The sequence below is a fragment of the Klebsiella sp. WOUb02 genome, assembly GCF_050058015.1.
Lineage (GTDB): Bacteria > Pseudomonadota > Gammaproteobacteria > Enterobacterales > Enterobacteriaceae > Klebsiella.
Genome location: NZ_CP170106.1, coordinates 634,470 through 651,892 on the forward strand (window position 1 = coordinate 634,470; position 17,423 = coordinate 651,892).

Genomic DNA, 17,423 nt, shown 5'->3' on the forward strand with positions numbered 1-17,423 from the left:
AGCCGATATGGCACGGGGCCAATGCCGGCGCACTCCCCGTGATATAAGGGCTGAGCGTTGATTACGCGGCGGGAATATTTTTAACGATCGGCGGATAATTATTGTCAAAATAGTGAGGTTTGCGCTGAATATGACAGGGGGATTTCCTGATAATATCGGAACGGATAATGGTATGATGAATGGAAATAATGTGAAAGAGATCACCAGGAATCGAGTGAATATATTCCTGGTGAAAGTAAGGTTAAAAGTCCCAGTCGGCGTCGGCGGTTTCTTCCGTTTTACCCATCACGTAGGACGATCCTGAGCCGGAGAAAAAGTCGTGATTTTCATCGGCGTTTGGCGAGAGCGCGGCGAGGATCGCCGGGTTGACCGCGGCCATTTCCGCCGGGAACAGCGCCTCATAGCCGAGGTTCATCAGCGCCTTGTTGGCGTTGTAGCACAGGAAGGCGGTGACCTCCTCAGCCCAGCCGCTTTCGGCGTATAGCTCGTGGGTATAGGCCAGCTCGTTATCGTAGAGATCCATCAGCAGGTTGAGGGCGAAATCCTTCAGCTCCTCGCGCTTTTCGGCGCTGACTTTTTCCAGCCCCTTTTGATATTTGTAGCCGATGTAGTACCCGTGCACCGCTTCGTCGCGAATGATCAGGCGAATCAGGTCGGCGGTATTGGTCAGCTTACCGCGGCTGGAGAAGTACATCGGCAGCCAGAATCCGGAATAGAAGAGGAAGGATTCGAGGAACACGCTGGCGATTTTCTTCTTCAGCGGCTCGTCCGCCCGGTAATACTCCAGCATCAGCTCGGCTTTGCGCTGGAGCGGGGCGTTCTCTTCACTCCAGGCGTAGGCGGCGTCGACGTCTTTGGTCTGGCACAGGGTGGAGAAAATCGAGCTGTAGGAGCGGGCGTGTACCGCCTCCATAAAGCTGATATTCGACATCACCGCTTCCTCATGCGGGGTGAGGGCGTCGTTCATCAGCGCCGGCGCCCCGGCGGTGTTCTGAATGGTATCGAGCAGCGTCAGGCCGGTGAACACGCGGATGGTCAGCTGCTGCTCCATCGGGCTGAGGGCCTGCCATGCGGGGATATCGTTGGACAGCGGCACCTTCTCCGGTAGCCAGAAGTTGCTGGTCAGGCGGTTCCACACCTCGAGGTCCTTGTCGTCCTGAATCTTATTCCAGTTAATGGCGCTAACGCGCGATAGATAGCTCATTGGGTTCTCCTTACAGCGCGCAGGACACGCAGCCCTCAATTTCGGTACCTTCCAGCGCCAGCTGGCGCAGGCGGATGTAGTACAGCGTCTTAATGCCTTTTTTCCACGCGTAAATCTGCGCCCGGTTGATATCGCGGGTGGTGGCGGTATCGGGGAAAAACAGCGTTAAAGAGAGCCCCTGATCGACGTGTCGCGTGGCCTCGGCGTAGGTGTCGATAATTTTTTGCGGGCCGATTTCATACGCGTCCTGGTACAGCGCCAGGTTGTCGTTGGTCATAAACGGGGCCGGATAGTAGACCCGGCCGGTTTTGCCCTCTTTGCGGATCTCTATCTTCGAGACGATCGGATGGATGCTCGACGTCGCGTGGTTGATATAGGAGATCGAGCCGGTGGGCGGCACCGCCTGCAGATTGCGGTTATAGATCCCGTAGCGCATCACGTCATCGCGCAGCTGCTGCCACATTTGACGGTCGGGCAGGGTGATACCGGCGCGGGCGAACAGCTCGCGGACCTTCGCCGTTTTCGGCTGCCAGTCGTCCTGCAGATACTGCCGGAAATACTCGCCGCTGGCGTAGCGCGAACGTTCGAAACCGGCGAAACGCTGGCCGCGCTCGCGCGCCATCAGCATCGAGGTATGCAGCGCGTGCCAGGTCACGGTGTAAAAATAGAGGTTGGTGAAGTCCAGTCCCTCCGGGCTGCCGTAGGCGATGCCTTCCCGCGCCAGATAGCCGTGCAGGTTCATCTGCCCCAGCCCGATGGCGTGAGAGGCCGCGTTACCCGCCGCCACCGAAGGCACCGAACGAATGTCGCTCATATCGGATACCGCCGTCAGGCCGCGAACGGCGACTTCAACCGTGCGGGCAAAGTCGGGTGAGTCCATGGTATGGGCGATATTTAGCGAACCTAGGTTGCAGGAGATATCCTGGCCGACGCTGGCATAATCGAGGTTTTCGTCAAAGGTCGACGGGGTGTTGACCTGCAAAATTTCCGAGCACAGGTTGCTCATGTTGACCCGTCCGGCAATCGGATTGGCGCGGTTCACGGTATCTTCAAACATGATGTACGGGTAGCCGGACTCAAACTGAATCTCCGCCAGCCGCTGGAACAGATCGCGGGCGCGGATCCAGCGTTTGCTGACCCGCTCGTCGGCGACCAGCTGCGGGTACATCTCGCTGACGGCGATATCACCGAACGCTTTACCGTACAGCCGCTCGACGTCGTAGGGCGAGAACAGCGCCATCTGCGCGTCGTCTTTCGCCAACTGGAAGGTGACGTCCGGGATCACCACGCCGAGCGACAGGGTTTTGATACGGATTTTCTCGTCGGCGTTTTCGCGCTTGGTGTCGAGGAAGCGCAGAATATCCGGATGGTGCGCGTGCAGGTAGACCGCTCCGGCTCCCTGGCGGGCGCCGAGCTGGTTGGCGTAAGAGAAGGCGTCCTCCAGCATTTTCATCACCGGAATCACCCCCGAGGACTGATTTTCAATACGCTTAATCGGCGCGCCGGCTTCGCGCAGATTCGACAGCAGGAACGCCACGCCGCCGCCGCGCTTTGAGAGTCTGCAGCGCCGAGTTCACCGCCCGGCCAATCGACTCCATATTGTCTTCGATGCGCAGCAGGAAGCAGGAGACCAGCTCCCCGCGCTGCTGCTTGCCGGCGTTCAGGAAGGTGGGGGTCGCCGGCTGGAAGCGTCCGCTGAGGATCTCATCGGTCAGCTGGCGGGCCAGGGTTTCGTCGCCCTGCGCGAGGCTTAGCGCCACCATGCAGGCGCGATCGGCGAAATGCTCAAGGTAGCGTTTGCCGTCGAAGGTTTTCAGCGCGTAGCTGGTGTAGAACTTCCAGGCGCCGAGAAAGGTCTGGAAGCGGAAACCGTAGCCGTGGGCCTGCTCAAACAGCGCGAGGACGAAACGGCGATCGTAGCGGGCCAGCACGCCGGCGTCGTAGTAGCCTTCGGCGACCAGCCACTCCAGCTTATCGTTCTGGCCGGCGAAAGAGACGCTGTTGGCCTCGACGTGGGTCGCCATAAAGGCGTCCACCGCCTGGCGGTCCTTGTCAAACGGGATGCGGCCGCTGCTGTCGTACAGATTCAGCATGGCGTTCAGGGCGTGGAAATCCGGCGCCTCTATGGTTAGACGTTCTGCGGTTGTTGTTGCCAAAATTCGCTTACTCCTTTACGCACGTTGTCGACATCTTGTGGGGTGCCCATCAGACTCAAAGCGATAGAGGTACGGCACGCTGCATTTCTGCGCGACAACGTCGCCGGCCCGGCCGTAGGCGTCGCCAAAGTTGCGGTTGCCTGCGGCGATGACGCCACGAATTAGCCGTCGATTGTGGGGATCGTTTAAAAAGCGGATCGCCTGGCGCGGCACCGCGCCTGCGGTTCCGCCGCCGCCGTAGCTGGGGACGATGAGAATATAGGGCTCGTCTACCTGGATCCGCTCCCGCTCGTTAAGCGGAATGCGCACCACGGGCAGCCCCAGACGCTGGACGAACCGATGCGTATTTTCGGAGCTGCTGGAGAAGTAGACGATGAGGCTCATGCGCTGGCCGCCGCGACGGGGCGCAGGCGATTAATCATATCCGGACGGAAGCCGGACCAGCGGGTCTCGCCGGCAATCACCACCGGCAGCTGGCGAAAGCCCTGCTCGCGCAGCATCTCTGCGGCGTCGGGATGATGCTCGACGTTGACCATCTCGAAGGCAAAGCCGCGGCTCTCCATGGCGCGCTTGGTCGCATGGCACTGAACACAGTCGTTTTTAGTGTAAATAGTAATGCGCATGATTCGTATTTCCATTTAAGATAACAGGACGGCGCAAAAAGGCGCAGCGGTTGGTATCGATTAACTGTTCAGGAAATACTAGATGTAGTTGTAGAAAAGTTCAACCACGCAATATATAGCGTTTAAAAATAAGAAAAACCCCCAAGGAGCGATCCTGTGAGGGGGGGAGCGGCCGGGCGTAAAACTACAGACGCATGCTGACGGCAAGACGGTTAAAGGCGTTCATCAGGCTGATGGCGAAGGTTAAATCGCTGATCTGACGGGGGCTAAAATGCTCCAGCAGCGGCAGATAAACCTCATCTTCCGCATGGCTGCTGGCGATGTAGGTCACCGACTCCGTCCACGCCAGCGCCGCGCGCTCCGCGGCGTCAAAGTGGGCGCTTACCCGCCAGCCGGCCAGCGCGTCCAGACGGCTCTGGGCGACGCCGGATTTGCGCAGCGCTTTACTGTGCATCTCCAGGCAGAAGGCGCAGCCGTTAATCTGCGACACGCGCAGGTAGACCAGCTCCAGCAGCGTGCCGTCGAGCGCGCTTTTTTCCAGCGCCACTTTCGCCTGTACCAGCGCGTGATAGACTTCCGGACTCAGTTCATTATAGGGCTGACGCAGTGTGCTCATTTTTCTCTCCACATTAAGAGCTATCCCTTAGGCAGCCCGGAGCCCCGGGCGGACGTCAACGGTGACGTCGGATGAGATAGTCTCTAAGACGGCAGCCAAAATAGCACTATAATGGACTGCAAAAGATAGCCATATTTTAATGAAAAAAGCAGACCATAATGGAAGCCAAAAAAGCGCCACACTATCAGCGTATCGCCCGCCAGCTGAAGTCCGCCATTGAGCGCGGCGAGCTGGCGCCGGGCAGCCGTCTGCCCGCCAGCCGGGTATACGCGCAGGAGCTTGGCGTATCGCGGGCGACGGTGGAAAACGCCTGGGGCGAGCTGGTGGCTCAGGGATGGCTTGAGCGCCGAGGCCAGGCGGGAACCTTCGTCAGCGAGCGTCTCAGCCCGCAGCAGGAGCCGCCGATGCGTCTGGCAAGCGGCGGCGAGCCGGCCGCGCCGCTGCCGTTCAAAATGGGCCTGCCGGCGCTGGATCTTTTTCCGCGCGGCCTGTGGGCGCGGGTGATGGGCCGCCGCCTGCGCACGCAAACCCGCTTCGATCTGGCGCCGGGCGAGCCCTGCGGCGAACCGATTCTCCGTCGGGCGATTGTCGATTATCTCCGCCTGTCGCGCAGCATTGAGTGCCAGCCGGAGCAGGTGCTGGTGACCGGCAGCTACGCCGCCTCGATGACGCTGATCCTGCGTACCCTGGCGCAGCCCGGGCAGAAAATGTGGATGGAAGATCCCGGTTTTCCGCTGATCCGCCCGGTGGTCACGGGGCAAAATATCATCATTAATCCGGTCCCCGTCGATGATGAAGGCATGGACGTAGACTACGCGCTGCGCCGCTTTCCCGACGCGCACTTCGCGTTGCTGACGCCCGCTCACCAAAGCCCGACCGGAGTCGCGCTCTCGCTTGCGAGACGCAGACAGCTGCTCGCCTGGGCGGCGCAAAATGACGGCTGGATTATTGAGGATGATTACGATAGCGAGTTTCGCTACCGGGGCAAGCCGCTGCCGCCGCTGAAAAGCCTCGATGCCCCGCAGCGCGTGATCTACTGCGGGACGTTCAGCAAATCGCTCTTTCCCGCGCTGCGCGCCGGGTGGCTGGTGGTTCCGCCGCCGCAGGTGGCCGCCTTCCGGCGTCAGGCGCAGCTGATGAGCTGCAGCGTTCCGACGCTGTGGCAGCAGACGCTGGCCGATTTTATTCTGGAAGGTCATTTCTGGCGCCATCTGAAAAAAATGCGCGCCAGCTACGCCCTGCGTCGCCAGTGGCTGGAGGCGGCGCTTTCGGCCGCCGGCTTTGCGGTGGTGCCGCAGCTGGGCGGCATTCAGACTGGTGATTGCGACGCGCGGCGACGACCGGCTGCTGGCGCGGCGGGCAAGGGAGGCCGGGCTGGACGTTCAGGCGCTGAGCGACTGGCGGATGCACAGCCGCGGCGAGGGCGGGCTGCTGGTGAGCTTTACCAATCTGACCTCAGCAGAGATGGCCGCCGACCTCGTGGGTCAGCTCAGGCTGGCTTTGCGCAGCGGCGGGAAGTAAAAACCCCTGCATGCCGAGGCATACAGGGGTTGACGCGCATTTGTTATCTTCGTTTTACGTTTATATTATCGACGTAAATTCAGCAATACGCCAATAAATAACCCAACTGCGGCGGCGGCGCCGACGCTTTGCCAGGGTTTGTCGCGCACGTAGGTGTCGGCACAGTCGGCGGCATCACGCGCGGCCTGCTGCACGCGGTTGTTGCCGTTGATGCGCGCGCGGGTCTCTTTCAGCAACGCCTGCGCCTTTTTGCGCGCCGCGTCGGCTTCGTCTTTTGCATCGCTGCCCCACGATTTCAGCACTTCTTCCAGCGTATCCGCTAATTGGCTGACATCGTTATGAATATCCTCAGCGCTTTCATCTACATTGTTGCGATTCACACGGTTGGCCATTGATTTCTCCCTTAATATCATCGATACCCGCCATACTTCAGATTGCGCCTGCGCTGCTGTCGCCCGGCAACCCGAATTATTTAAGGTAGAGCGATTAAGTGTAGGACAGGATTTTGAATTATGCTTTAAATCGTGGTTTCTGGAATTTTCCGAAAGCCCTGCCAATCAAGAATAAGGTAAGGTAAATGTGCGGTAAAAGATGACGAGGAATGAGTATGTATTTAAGACCCGATGAGGTGGCGCGTGTTCTTGAAAAAGCCGGCTTCACCATGGATGTTGTGACGCAAAAAGCGTACGGCTATCGCCGTGGCGATAATTATGTTTATGTGAACCGTGAAGCGCGCATGGGGCGTACCGCTTTAATTATTCATCCGGCGCTGAAAGAGCGCAGCAATACGCTGGCGGACCCCGCTTCGGATATCAAGACCTGCGATCATTATGAGCAGTTCCCGCTCTATTTAGCCGGCGATGCGCAGCAGCATTATGGTATTCCACACGGATTTAGCTCACGTATTGCGCTTGAGCGTTTTCTGAGTGGCTTATTCGGCGAAGCGCAGCCGACGATGTCCCATAATTAACCGGCGGATTTGCGCAGCGCTGTGCGGACAGAATTCAGCGGAGGGACGATAACAAGGACGTGGCTGCGGCTGGCGCAGGCCAGTCGCTGGTTGGTCACCGGCTCAGGCTTTCGCCTGGCTCCAGGCGTTGACGCGGAACAGGCGGCGGCAGTAGTCAAGGAAGTAGCCATACGCGGCGCCCATCAGCATTGAAACGACAATATTCGAACTCACCGCCGCGGCAATCTGATGCCAGTCGGCGCCCACCACAAACAGAATCGCGACGTACACCGGCGACTGGAAGGTCACATAGGCGACAACGTCGGCAATATTCTTCATCCAGCCTGTCGGGCTGATATGGCGCGCCAGGCGCATCGCGCGGTCGCGGTAAAAACCGTAGGGTACGGCAATAATAATGTTTATCGGGATCGCGACCAGACGTGAAGATAACGACTGCTCAAAAGCCATTCCGGAGAGGAAAATCTCGATCATCATGTTTACGACGGTGCAGTACACGACCATCGCAAAGGTGTCTGCTACCGCATGGCGCAAGCGGGACTGCGCAGAGAACATCGGTATGCTCCTCGAAAATAAAGTCTGTTACGCCAGAAAATGCGCGTTGTTATAGCGTTTTTTGGCTGCCTGTTCTGATGTGAGTAGGTTATATCTCTGGCTTGAAGGTGGCAACTAGCTGTAAATTTTTATTTATCGGCTTTTTGTCTATAAAATACTCTGCGGACGATGGTTCGCTAAGCGTTTCGTCAGCTTTATGCTGATTATTATTTTTATTGTTAATTATCAATATCTTGTTAATGTTATTGTTATGTTGCGTAAAAGATAATGCCGATCGAGAAGTCCCCTGTCAGCGCGATTCTCGCAGGGTAGTGTGATTAGCATCGCTTTTGGAGTAATTTGCCATTAAATTCCGATTTAAACGGAATAATGTTCTGTAATGGTGCGATTTTATGCATTCGGTTTTAATGAATGGCTATGCAGACGCCGCCAGCCGCGGGCGATATTATGCTCAGGCTCTATCTATCCTCGTGATACGCGCATACCGGCGCCCCGCGCGATAATAGGCCCGTTCCGCAAAAGCCTGCCTCTTGGGTTATGTATAAATAAATTTTCCACGAAATTATCTGTATATATTTCTATGACGAGATAAAAGGTGCTAATAAATAACCGCAGCCATTAAGCTGGCCGCATAAATTTATTTTATTTGTCATTCGGTTTCTTTGAACTATATAGCTTTAATGTTACGGAAACTGAATAATATCCGCTTGCTGCGTGCCATCACGCGTGAATTCTCCATTGACGTTCTTGACGATATGCGGAAAAAGCGCAGGGCCGTCACTGAAGAAAAACGCCCCCAACGGCAGGCTGCCCGTGAGCAGAAAGCGGAATATCAGGAAAAAAACTGGACCGGCCAGGGCCGCATGCCGAAGCCGATCGCCCGCGCGATCCCGGCGAGTAAAACGCTGGAGAGTTTGCTGATTTAATATTTATCCCCGCAGCTGCAGGTTTGTTGTAACAGGGGGAAATAACGGTGGGGCGACCCACCGTGAATATTAGCAAACGCCGAAATCGCCGTCTTCGGTATAGGGCGTAACGTCGACCGCTTTGAGGGTAAACTTCTCGCCCTGCTCGTTGCTGGCCTGCACGGCGACAATTTGATCGCCATCGACGGTCACTACTTTAAGCTTTGGACCGCCCGTTCGCGGCTGTACCAGATCGCCCGGTGAATACATGCTCTCTCTCCTCTGCGTGAATAATCCGACGCCTTATCCTGTTACCTGGCCTGACCCAGCGTCGCGATTGCGGATATTAACCATAGCTCAGCTAAACGGCAGGAGACAACTGACCTGAAAGGGGATTTCTCAGCGTCGGTTCCACGGCATCACCGCCAGCAGGCGCGCCATGCCGCAAAAGCCGGTGATACCGGCGAAGATCAGCCCGGCGCCGACGAAGGCGCTCAGCAGGAAAAAGCCGCTGTCGAAGCTATATCCCAGCGCCACGCCGAGGAGTATCAGCCCGCCGGCGGCGATCTGCACCTGGCGCATCAGCGGCAGCGGCTGGGATTTATCTTCTTTAACCGGCAGGCCCGCCGCTTTCCAGGCCTGAATACCGCCGGCCAGCAGCTTGACCTGCGCTGGAGCGGCGGCGGCAAGCAGGCGAATGGCGTTGTTTTGCGTCCGCGAGCCCGCCTGGCAGTGGAAAATAATCGTCTGATCGGCGGTGGTTTGCAGCGTGGCGCCGCCGTTCAGAGCGCTGAGCGGAACCAGCTCGGCGTCGGGAATGTGCTCGCGGGCATACTCATCGGCGTCGCGGATATCAATTAATCTGGCGCCGCGGGCGATTTGCGTCCGGGCTTCTTCAGGAGAGAGGGTGGCGATAGTCATGGCAGCTCCTTAAGGGCAATAGATGGCCTTCAGCGTGGCGATAATCTGCTGGACGGCAGGATCGGTGATGAAGTAATGGATGCGCTGCGCCTCGCGCCTGCTGTCGATGAGGCCTTCGTCGCGCATACGCGCCAGATGCTGTGAAGCTGCGGAAGGGCTCAGGCCGGTAATCTGCGCCAGCTCGCCGGCGCTGGCGTGCGGCGCGTCGCAAAGCGTGCACAGAATCATCAGCCGGTTGGGGTTGCTCATTGCTTTTAACAGCGCCGCGGCTTCCCCGGCGCTGACCTGCAGCTGCTGTGATCTATTCATCTCTTTATTTTAGCATTACCTAAATTTAGATAATCCTAAAATAAAAGGGCGCGTAACGCCAGCGCGGATAATAGCCTGTTCTGCGCCGCCGCTGCGGTCGCGGGGCGCGCGGCCCCGCGGAGGGTTAATTGCGTCCCGAGCGCGCGGCCCGGCGATAGAGGGTGCTGCGCGCTACGCCCAGCGCCTGCGCCGCTTTACTGACGTTACCGTTGTAGGTGGTCAGGGTATCGGCAATCAGCTGGCTATCATGCTGCTGCAGCCCGCGCGGCGCGGCGGGTGCCGGCGCTGCCCGGTACTCCGCGGGCAAATCGTCAACTCCGAGACGGGTGCCGTCGTCGGCCAGCGCCAGCAGCACTTTCATCAGGCTTTGCAGGCTGGCGCACGTTGCCCGGCCACGGCTGACGGGAGAGGTTTTCCAGCAGCTCCGGCGCTAGCTGCACCCGGCGCTGGCCTGCGCCGAGCGCCTGCCAGAGCCGCTGGATAAATGCCGGCAGCGCCGGCCAGTCGCGCAGCGGCGGAATGGCGAGGGCAAATTCCCGCAGGCGATAGAACAGATCCTCGCGAAACTCGCCGTCGGCGACGCGCTGCGCCAGGTTACGGTGGGTCGCACAGATCACCGCGAAGTTGACCGGAGAGCTTTGGCTGGCGCCGAGCGGAGTAACTTCTTTTTCCTGCAGCACCCGCAGCAGCCGCGTCTGCAGCAGCATCGGCATATCGCCAATCTCATCCAGGAACAGCACGCCGCCATCGGCCTCGCGGATTTTACCGATATAGCCGTTTTTGCTGGCGCCGGTGAAGGCGCCCGGCTGATAGCCAAAGAGTCTCCGACTCAATCAGCGATTCGGGAATGGCGGCGCAGTTGATGGCGACAAACTTACCGCTGCGCCAGCGGCTGTGCTGATGCAGCGTGCGGCTGACATACTCTTTTCCGCACCCCGTTTCTCCTTCAATGCACAGCGCGATGCCGGCGTTGAGCAGGCGCAGCATTTTTTCCCCCTCGCGCGGGCCGGCGAAGGGGAGGTCGACGCCGGGAGGGGCCGCTACCGCCACGGCGCTGCGGGTGGGGGCGCGTAGCCGATAGTAGTAGCCCTGCCGGCGCACGGTGAGCGGCAGCGGAACGCTGACCGCGGTTTGCGTTAGCAGCGGAAAGAGTTGCTGAAAGGTGATGTGGCCCAGCTGCTCGCTGCTCAGACCCAGTTCACGCATCGCCAGCCGGTTGCCGGCGGTGAGCACGTTATCGGAAAAGACCAGCAGCAGCTCCTCGACGCTGTCGAGCTTCTGCGGCTGAGAGTGCAGGCTCATCAGCCACTGCTGCGGGTGCAGGCTCTGTTTCACCCACAGATACTCGATCTGTTTGGCCGCCTCTTTCACCCAGCCCAGGGTATGCGGGTGCGGGAAATGCGCCGGCCCGGAAATATCCAGCACGCCGGCAATTTGCCCGTCGGGGCTCTGAATGGGGATCGCCGCGCAGTAGAGATCCTGGTTGCTGGTGAGAAAATGCTGGCGGCCGTCAATTTCACAGCTGTCATCAATCGCCAGCGCGGTGCCGATGGCGTTTGTCCCGCGACCGCTTTCGCTCCATAAATTTCCCGGCGCGAGGGCAAAGCTCTGCGCCTTCTGCATGGCGTGCATATTGCCGAAGGTTTGCAGCACCAGGCCGCTGGCATCGGAGAGGATCACCACCGACTGCAGGTCGGCGACCTTGCGCGACAGGGCGCCAATCACCGGCTGCGCGAGCTGCTGCAGCCCGCTATGGCTGGCCAGCAGATCCGCCAGCTCGCCGGAGCGCAGGCGCGGGAAGTCATCCGTCGTGGGCTGCAGGCCATACAGACTGGCTGCGAAACCACGAATCGCTGAGCAACGGATTAGCTGTTCCCTCCGGGGCGAGGGTAAACGGGTTTCCTTGCACGGAGCACCTCATGGTTGACTGAGTTATGTTGCAACATTGTAGCTTTACGGTTTCTTATGTGTTGCGATTTGCGACACAGAAGCAAAAATCGGCGCCGTATATAAAAACGACAACTATTAATGTTTTGATTTTATTTATTATTTTTAAGGGCAAGAAAACTGGCACAACCCCTGCAATAGCGTTGATGCAGCAGGCAAGAGCAAAAAACCAATACGCCGCTGCGCCTCAACCCTACAAGAAGGAGATTGCAATGCGTTATGCTCATCCTGGCACCCCAGGCGCGTTAGTTTCACTCAAATCCGCCTACGGTAACTATATTGACGGCAGGTTTGTCGAGCCGCTCGGCGGCGAATTCTTTATGAATACCTCCCCCGTAAATGGGAGCGACATTGCGCAATTTCCCCGCTCCGATGCCAAAGATATCGATTTTGCCCTTGATGCCGCGCACCGCGCCGCGGAGGCATGGGGCAAAACGTCGGTCCAGCAGCGCTCCAATCTGCTGCTGGAAGTTGCCGATCGCATCGAGAAAAACCTCGAATACCTGGCGGTGGCGGAAAGCTGGGATAACGGGAAGCCGATCCGCGAAACGCTGAACGCCGACCTGCCGTTGGCGGTCGATCACTTCCGCTATTTTGCCGGCTGCCTGCGCGCGCAGGAGGGGAGCACCGCCGAGATCGACGAAACTACCGTGGCCTATCACTTCCACGAACCGCTGGGCGTGGTGGGGCAGATCATCCCGTGGAACTTCCCGCTGCTGATGGCGGCGTGGAAGCTGGCGCCGGCGCTGGCGGCGGGCAACTGCGTGGTGCTCAAGCCAGCAGAACAGACGCCGCTCAGCATTACGCTGCTGCTGGAAATTATCGGCGATATCTTCCCGGCGGGCGTGCTGAACGTGGTGCAGGGCTTCGGTAAAGAGGCCGGCGAAGCGCTGGCGACCAGCAAGCGGATCGCCAAAATCGCCTTCACCGGCTCCACGCCGGTCGGGCGACATATTATGGCCTGCGCCGCGGAGAATATTATTCCCTGCACCGTTGAGCTCGGCGGCAAGTCGCCGAACATCTATTTTGCCGACGTGATGGACGGTGAAGACGACTATATTGAGAAGGCGGTGGAAGGGCTGGTGCTCGGCTTCTTCAACCAGGGCGAAGTTTGCACCTGCCCGTCGCGGGCGCTGATCCACGAGTCCATCTACGAACCATTTATGGAGCGGGTGATGGCGAAAGTGGCGCAGATTCGCCGCGGCGATCCGTTTGATACCGATACGATGATCGGCGCCCAGGCCTCGCGCCAGCAGTTCGACAAGATCCTGTCGTACATTAAGATCGCCCGCGAAGAAGGCGGCCAGATCCTCACCGGCGGCGAGCGCGCCAGCATTACGGCGGAGCTGGATAATGGCTACTACATCCAGCCGACCCTGATTAAGGGGCGCAACGATATGCGCAGCTTCCAGGAGGAGATTTTTGGCCCGGTCATTGGCATCACCACCTTTAAGGATGAAGCGGAAGCGCTGGCGATCGCCAATGAGACCCAGTTTGGCCTCGGGGCCGGCCTCTGGACGCGGGATACCAACCTGGCCTATCGCATGGGGCGCGGGATTAAAGCGGGTCGCGTGTGGACTAACTGCTACCACATCTATCCGGCCCACGCGGCGTTTGGCGGCTATAAGCAGTCCGGCGTCGGGCGCGAAACCCACAAAATGGCGCTCAACGCCTACCAGCAGACCAAAAACCTGCTGGTGAGCTACGGCACCGCGCCGCTCGGTCTGTTTTGATTTAACCTCCGCCGCGTCACTCCATGAGCGGCAGATAAAAACCGCCACCTTATGCTCAGGTGGCGGTTTTTTTAGTTTACCCCGCTGCAGGCAAGGGCCTCCGCTTTCCAGCAGCGGGCCGAGGCGCCGTTAGCCAGCGGGCGCAGCGGCTGCGGCTTTTCACAGCCTGCGCCGGCGAAGGGGCAACGATCGCGAAAATAGCAGCCCTGCGGCAGATGCCGGTTGCCGGGCAGCTCGGTGTTGCGCGGCGCGTCGCCCAGCGGCATGCCAATGCGCGGCACCGAATCCATCAGCAGCCGGGTATAGGGATGAGCCGGGGCGTCGAGGACCTGGCGCGCCTCGCCCATCTCGACGATTTGCCCAAGATACATTACCGCCACGCGATCGCTCATATGGCGCACCACCGAGACGTTGTGCGAGATCAGCACGAAGGTCAGATTCTGCTGTTTTTGCAGCTCAACCAGCAGATTGAGGATCTGCGCCTGCACCGAAATATCCAGCGCCGAGGTGGGCTCATCCAGCACGATAATATCCGGCTTCGCCGATAGCGCGCGAGCGATCGCAATGCGCTGGCGCTGGCCGCCGGAAAAGGCGTGCGGCAGGCGGTCGAGGTACTCCGGGCGCAGCCCAACCTGCAGCGCCAGCCGTTCGGCGAGCGTGCGCCGCGCCTTTTCGCCGGGTCGCGACTGGATCCACACCGGCTCGGTGATGGTCCGCCAGACGGGCAGACGCGGATCCAGAGAAGAGAGCGGGTCCTGGAATACCATCTGCATGCTGCCGGCGTCGCGCCCGCTGGCGGCGTCACCGCCGCGCTCGAAGCGGCCGGAAGAGGGTTTGAGCATGCCCATCAGCAGCCTGGCGAGGGTGCTTTTTCCGCAGCCGGATTCGCCAACGATACCCAGGGTTTCGCCGCGATAGGCCGTCATATCCAGGCCGTTTAGCGCATAGACGCGCTCGACGACCTTACCGCGCCAGTTCTTGCGCGCCGGAAAGTTAAGATGAACATCGCTCAGCGTTAATAGTCTGTCAGACATGGGCGTTCTCCCGTTGCGGATACCAGCAGGCCGCCTGCTGGTCGGTGTCTTCTATCGGTCGCAGCATCGGGACTATCCCGCAGCCCTCGCCGGCGGCGAAGCAGCGCTCGCGGAAGGCGCAGCCGCCCGGCAGGCGCGCGAGATTTGGCACCGTGCCGGGAATCGATTGCAGCAGCGATCGCGGTTCGCCGTTATCCGGAGCGCTGTTCAGCAGGCCAACGGAGTAGGGATGCAGCGGATGGTGCAGCACCTGCGGGGTGGAACCGCTTTCGATAACCGCCCCGGCGTACATGACGTACAGACGATCGCAGACCTGGGAAACCACCGCCATATCGTGGCTGATAAACAGCACCGCGGTTCCCGTGGCCTGCGCTTTTTGTTTTAACAGACGCAGGACCTGGCGCTGGACGGTCACGTCCAGCGCGGTGGTCGGCTCATCGGCAATCAGCAGGTCGGGCTCGCAGGAGAAGGCGATGGCGATCATCACCCGCTGACGCATCCCGCCGGAGAGTTCGAAGGGATAGCGCTCCATTACCCGCTGCGGGTCGGCGATCTGCATATCCGCCAGCAGCGCGGCCGCCCTGGCGCGCGCCTCGCGGGCGGAGAGCGGACGGTGCTGGCGGATAACGTCCACCATCTGTTTGCCAATCCGCCGCGTCGGGTTCAGGGCGGTCATCGGCTCCTGGAAAATCATCGCCACCCTGCGGCCGCGAATATCACGCATCTCTTTTTCAGTTGCGCCGAGGATATCGTCGCCCATCAGGGTTACCTGGCCGCTGTGAATCTGATAGCTGTCCGGCGGCAGCAGACGCATCGCCAGCATCGCGGTGACGGATTTCCCTGAACCCGACTCGCCCACCACGCCAACAATTTCACCGCGGTCGATATGCATGGAGACGGCGTTCAGGACGTGCACCGCGCCCTGGTAGACGGGGAAGCTTAAGCGGACGTTATCGATAGTCAAAACCCGGTTATTCATTAGCTGCGTCCTCCGGACTTCGGATCCAGTAAATCCTGAATCCCATCACCAAACAGGTTAAAACCGACGGCGGTAATCAGGATGGCGGCGCCGGGGAAGGCGCAGTACCACCACTGATCGAGAACATAGTTACGGCCGTTGGCCACCATCGCCCCCCATTCGGCGGTGGGCTGCTGGGCGCCGAGGCCGATAAAGCCTAACGTCGCCGCCATCAGAATGGCGCTGCCGATATCCAGCGACGCCTGCACCACCAGCGGCGGCAGCGCATTGCGTAAAATATGCCAGCTGATCAGGTGCCAGCGGGAGGCGCCGAAGGTGACGGAGGCCTCAACGAAGCTGTGCTGGCGCACCACCAGCGTCTGCCCGCGGGCGAGGCGCACGTAAAAGGGGATCCGCACGATAGCGATCGCCAGCATGGCGTTGAACAGGCTGGGGCCTAACGCGGCGGCCAGCGCCATCGTCAGCACCAGCGAGGGGATCGACAGCATGATATCCATCAGCCGCATGATCAGCGCATCGCTGCGCCCGCCCAGCACGCCGGAGAGGCAGCCCAATAGCGAGCCGCCGATCCCGGCGATCAGCACCACCGCCAACCCGGCGGCGATCGATTGCTGGCTGCCGATCAGCACCCGGCTAAACAGATCCCGGCCCACTTCGTCGGTGCCAAACCAGTGGCTCAGCGACGGCGCCTGCAGGCGGGCGGTCAGATCGATGGCGTTGGGATCGTGCGGCACCAGCCACGGGGAGAAGATCATCAGGAACAGCATGATCAGCATAATGCCGCCGCCGATCAGCGTCAGCGGGCTTTTACGTACCAGCCACAGGCGGCGTTTCCACGCGTGGCTGCGGGCGGCTTTCACGCCGACGCCGGGGCGTTCCTGGGTCATCATCACTTAGCTTTCTCCCCGACCCATACGCGGGTCGATCCACAAATAGAGCAGGTCAACGAGCAGGTTAACCAGCACGTAGGCAAAGGACACCACCACGGCGAACCCCATCACCGCCGGGAAATCGAGCGCCTGAATCGAGGAGACCACGTAGGCGCCCATTCCCGGCCAGGCGAAAACGGTTTCGGTCAGCACCGCGCCGTACAGCAGGTCGCCCAGCGCGAGGCCGAGCACGGTGACCGAGGGGATCAGCGCATTGGGCAGGGCGTAGCGCATCACGATGGTCCACTTCGGCAGGCCGCTGGCCAGCGCGGTGCGGATATAATCTTCGCTGAGCTGCTCCAGCATCGCCGAGCGAATCTGGCGGGCCACGATCCCCAGGTGGACGAAGGCCAGGGTGGTGGCCGGCAGAATCAGGTGCTGAAGGGCGTTAAAGAACACCTCAAAGTTGCCTTCCAGCAGCGCGTCGATCAGATAGAAGCCGGTCACGTGGGTCGGCGGGTCAAACCAGTCGTCAAGGCGTCCGCTGCCCGGCAGCCAGTTGAGCTTGCCGTAAAACAGGACGATCACCCCCAGACCCAGCCAGAACGCCGGGGTGGAGATGCCGGTGAGCGCCATCAGGCGCACCAGATGATCGGTCCAGCGGTTGCGGTATACCGCCGACAGCACGCCGAGCGGAATGCCGACCACCAGCGCGATAAGCAGCGCGCATATCGCCAGCTCCAGCGTCGCGGGGAAGAAGGTTTTCAGATCCTCCAGCACCGGGCGCCCGGTACGGATAGAGGTGCCGAGGTCGCCGTGCAGCAGGGCGTTGACGTAGTGCAAAAACTGCTGCCAGAGCGGTAAATCCAGCCCCAGCTGCTGGCGAATATGGCGCACGATCTCGTCGCTGGCGCGATCGCCCGCCAGCAGCCGCGCCGGGTCGCCGGGAATAAGGTGCGAAATAATAAAGGTGATCGCGCATACGCCGGCGACGACGAGGATCAGCCCCCAGCTGCGTTGTCGTAGTAAACCCCAGAAACTCATCATGACGTCCTCTGCCGGGCCGAGAGCGGCCCGGCATCAC

General features: G+C 60.0%; 15 protein-coding genes and 4 pseudogenes. 4 read left to right on the plus strand and 15 right to left on the minus strand.

Annotated features, from left to right (window positions below; translation table 11 throughout):
• Window positions 1–241 precede the first annotated feature (241 nt).
• The 5 genes and pseudogenes from nrdF to ABOC21_RS05215 form a co-directional block, all read right to left on the minus strand.
• Window positions 242–1,204 (minus strand): class 1b ribonucleoside-diphosphate reductase subunit beta, encoded by a 963-nt coding sequence (nrdF, locus tag ABOC21_RS05195; RefSeq protein WP_426812174.1) that lies wholly within the window; start codon window positions 1,202–1,204, stop codon window positions 242–244.
• 10 nt (window positions 1,205–1,214) lie between these two features.
• Window positions 1,215–3,360 (minus strand): annotated as a pseudogene (gene nrdE, locus ABOC21_RS05200) (class 1b ribonucleoside-diphosphate reductase subunit alpha).
• Window positions 3,333–3,744, minus strand: a pseudogene (nrdI, locus tag ABOC21_RS05205) (class Ib ribonucleoside-diphosphate reductase assembly flavoprotein NrdI). The pseudogenes nrdE and nrdI overlap by 28 nt, the downstream one beginning before the upstream one ends.
• Complete coding sequence (nrdH, locus tag ABOC21_RS05210) at window positions 3,741–3,983, minus strand: glutaredoxin-like protein NrdH (RefSeq protein WP_426812175.1); 243 nt, start codon at window positions 3,981–3,983, stop codon at window positions 3,741–3,743. The pseudogene nrdI and the gene nrdH overlap by 4 nt, the downstream one beginning before the upstream one ends.
• A gap of 184 nt (window positions 3,984–4,167) precedes the next feature.
• On the minus strand, window positions 4,168–4,599 hold the full coding sequence (locus ABOC21_RS05215) for a carboxymuconolactone decarboxylase family protein (RefSeq protein WP_426812176.1): 432 nt from the start codon (window positions 4,597–4,599) through the stop codon (window positions 4,168–4,170).
• Window positions 4,600–4,757: 158 nt separating this feature from the next.
• Between ABOC21_RS05215 and ABOC21_RS05220 the strand changes: the two are divergent.
• Window positions 4,758–6,120 (plus strand): annotated as a pseudogene (locus ABOC21_RS05220) (PLP-dependent aminotransferase family protein).
• Window positions 6,121–6,185: 65 nt separating this feature from the next.
• On the opposite strand, the gene ABOC21_RS05225 reads toward ABOC21_RS05220, so the two are convergent.
• Entirely contained in the window at window positions 6,186–6,512 is a 327-nt protein-coding gene (locus ABOC21_RS05225) for a DUF883 family protein (RefSeq protein ID WP_123708533.1), read from the minus strand.
• 215 nt (window positions 6,513–6,727) lie between these two features.
• On the opposite strand from ABOC21_RS05225, the gene ABOC21_RS05230 reads away from it, so the two are divergent.
• Entirely contained in the window at window positions 6,728–7,090 is a 363-nt protein-coding gene (locus ABOC21_RS05230; RefSeq protein WP_331833947.1) for a DUF2002 family protein, read from the plus strand.
• Window positions 7,091–7,192: 102 nt separating this feature from the next.
• Here ABOC21_RS05230 and alaE read toward each other — a convergent pair whose 3' ends face one another.
• Entirely contained in the window at window positions 7,193–7,642 is a 450-nt protein-coding gene (gene alaE / locus ABOC21_RS05235; RefSeq protein ID WP_426812177.1) for an L-alanine exporter AlaE, read from the minus strand.
• 680 nt (window positions 7,643–8,322) lie between these two features.
• Between alaE and ABOC21_RS05240 the strand changes: the two genes are divergently transcribed.
• Window positions 8,323–8,568, plus strand: coding sequence for an H-NS family histone-like protein (locus tag ABOC21_RS05240; RefSeq protein ID WP_426812178.1), 246 nt, complete (start codon window positions 8,323–8,325; stop codon window positions 8,566–8,568).
• Window positions 8,569–8,637: 69 nt separating this feature from the next.
• On the opposite strand, the gene ABOC21_RS05245 is transcribed toward ABOC21_RS05240, so the two are convergent.
• From ABOC21_RS05245 to ABOC21_RS05260, 4 genes and pseudogenes are all read right to left on the minus strand, one after another.
• Window positions 8,638–8,817, minus strand: a complete 180-nt coding sequence (locus ABOC21_RS05245) for a hypothetical protein (RefSeq protein ID WP_426812179.1) — start codon at window positions 8,815–8,817, stop codon at window positions 8,638–8,640.
• Between the two features lie 129 nt (window positions 8,818–8,946).
• Window positions 8,947–9,468 (minus strand): rhodanese family protein, encoded by a 522-nt coding sequence (locus ABOC21_RS05250; RefSeq protein ID WP_426812180.1) that lies wholly within the window; start codon window positions 9,466–9,468, stop codon window positions 8,947–8,949.
• Between the two features lie 9 nt (window positions 9,469–9,477).
• The gene (locus ABOC21_RS05255; protein ID WP_426812181.1) at window positions 9,478–9,777 is read right to left on the minus strand and encodes an ArsR/SmtB family transcription factor; all 300 of its coding nucleotides are present in this window, start codon (window positions 9,775–9,777) and stop codon (window positions 9,478–9,480) included.
• A gap of 124 nt (window positions 9,778–9,901) precedes the next feature.
• Window positions 9,902–11,686, minus strand: a pseudogene (locus ABOC21_RS05260) (sigma-54-dependent Fis family transcriptional regulator).
• 250 nt (window positions 11,687–11,936) lie between these two features.
• Here ABOC21_RS05260 and exaC point away from each other — a divergent pair.
• Window positions 11,937–13,457, plus strand: a complete 1,521-nt coding sequence (exaC, locus tag ABOC21_RS05265; protein ID WP_426812182.1) for an acetaldehyde dehydrogenase ExaC — start codon at window positions 11,937–11,939, stop codon at window positions 13,455–13,457.
• A 71-nt stretch (window positions 13,458–13,528) separates the two neighbouring features.
• Here the strand turns inward: exaC and ABOC21_RS05270 are convergent, their stop codons facing one another.
• From ABOC21_RS05270 to ABOC21_RS05285, 4 genes are read right to left on the minus strand one after another with little or no spacing between them, the layout of a single operon-like run.
• On the minus strand, window positions 13,529–14,491 hold the full coding sequence (locus tag ABOC21_RS05270) for an oligopeptide/dipeptide ABC transporter ATP-binding protein (protein WP_426812183.1): 963 nt from the start codon (window positions 14,489–14,491) through the stop codon (window positions 13,529–13,531).
• On the minus strand, window positions 14,484–15,470 hold the full coding sequence (locus ABOC21_RS05275) for an ABC transporter ATP-binding protein (RefSeq protein ID WP_426812184.1): 987 nt from the start codon (window positions 15,468–15,470) through the stop codon (window positions 14,484–14,486). The genes ABOC21_RS05270 and ABOC21_RS05275 overlap by 8 nt, the downstream gene beginning before the upstream one ends.
• Window positions 15,470–16,363 (minus strand): D,D-dipeptide ABC transporter permease, encoded by an 894-nt coding sequence (gene ddpC / locus ABOC21_RS05280; protein ID WP_426812185.1) that lies wholly within the window; start codon window positions 16,361–16,363, stop codon window positions 15,470–15,472. The genes ABOC21_RS05275 and ddpC overlap by 1 nt, the downstream gene beginning before the upstream one ends.
• A complete protein-coding gene (locus ABOC21_RS05285) occupies window positions 16,364–17,383 on the minus strand; it encodes an ABC transporter permease (RefSeq protein WP_426812569.1) in 1,020 nt (339 codons plus the stop codon). It abuts the gene before it with no gap.
• Between the last annotated feature and the right edge of the window lie 40 nt (window positions 17,384–17,423).